Origin of the sequence: Caldisalinibacter kiritimatiensis, from assembly GCF_000387765.1 — a bacterium.
GTDB classification, from domain to species: Bacteria; Bacillota; Clostridia; order Tissierellales; family Caldisalinibacteraceae; genus Caldisalinibacter; species Caldisalinibacter kiritimatiensis.
On record NZ_ARZA01000230.1, the window covers coordinates 1 to 290 of the forward strand.

1 protein-coding gene is annotated in these 290 nt (G+C 23.8%); it reads left to right on the forward strand.

The genetic code is table 11. The annotated features are described in order from the left end of the window. Positions 1-290: transposase (locus tag L21TH_RS10315; protein ID WP_034429901.1), on the forward strand; the 290-nt coding region annotated here is incomplete at both ends.

Below are 290 nucleotides of genomic sequence, written 5' to 3' on the forward strand. Positions count from 1 at the left end.
TCTATAAATAGGTATTTTGATAAAAAAATAGGCTATTATCAAAATATCGCCGATAGGCAGCAGACATCAAAGGGTATTAAATATCCTAAAAAAACTAAAAGAGTTAAAAAGCTTTATGATAAAAGAAGAAAACAACTCAATCATCTAATTCATTCAGCTACAAAAACTATAGCTAATTATTGTATAGAAAATGACATATCAAAAGTTATTATAAGAGATTTAAAAAATATAAGAAAAGATGCTAATCTAGGTAAAATAAACAATCAAAAATTTCATAAGCTTCCATTTAA